Origin of the sequence: Mesorhizobium sp. M7A.F.Ca.US.006.04.2.1 (assembly GCF_004022915.1) — a bacterium.
Classification (GTDB): domain Bacteria; phylum Pseudomonadota; class Alphaproteobacteria; order Rhizobiales; family Rhizobiaceae; genus Mesorhizobium; species Mesorhizobium ciceri.
Window position 1 is genome coordinate 1 of the sequence record NZ_RZQA01001617.1, and the last position, 499, is coordinate 499.

The window sequence follows — 499 nt, forward strand, 5'->3', positions numbered from 1 at the left end:
GGATAAGCCACAGGTCATTAACCATAACAATTTCAATGTGAGCAGGCGCATTGCCGAAGGTGGCGCCCGTCGATCGTAACCCGCTGGCAAGCGCCAAATAATTTCAGCAGCCTTAACAAATTCATTAAACTTTAAACGGTTGCAGAACACAACTGGAACAGATAGTGTTTGTTCTGGGTTTGTTTTTCGATTCTGGTTTCAGGGAACCTGGGGGCCGCCATGCTGACACGCAAGCAACATGAACTGCTGATGTTCATCCATGAACGCCTGAAGGAGAGCGGCATTCCGCCATCCTTCGACGAGATGAAGGAGGCGCTCGACCTTGCCTCCAAATCCGGGATTCATCGGCTGATCACGGCCCTTGAGGAGCGCGGCTTTATCCGCCGGCTGCCCAATCGGGCCCGCGCGCTGGAAGTGCTGCGGCTGCCGGACTCCATCGCGCCAGGCCTCAATGCGGCAAAGAAGTTTTCGCCAAGCGTCATCCAGGGCAGTCTTGGTC

1 pseudogene is annotated in these 499 nt (G+C 54.9%); it reads left to right on the forward strand.

Annotation, left to right across the window (positions count from 1 at the left end):
• Nucleotides 1–219 precede the first annotated feature (219 nt).
• A pseudogene (locus EN925_RS39055) lies at nucleotides 220–499 on the forward strand (repressor LexA); the annotation flags it as partial.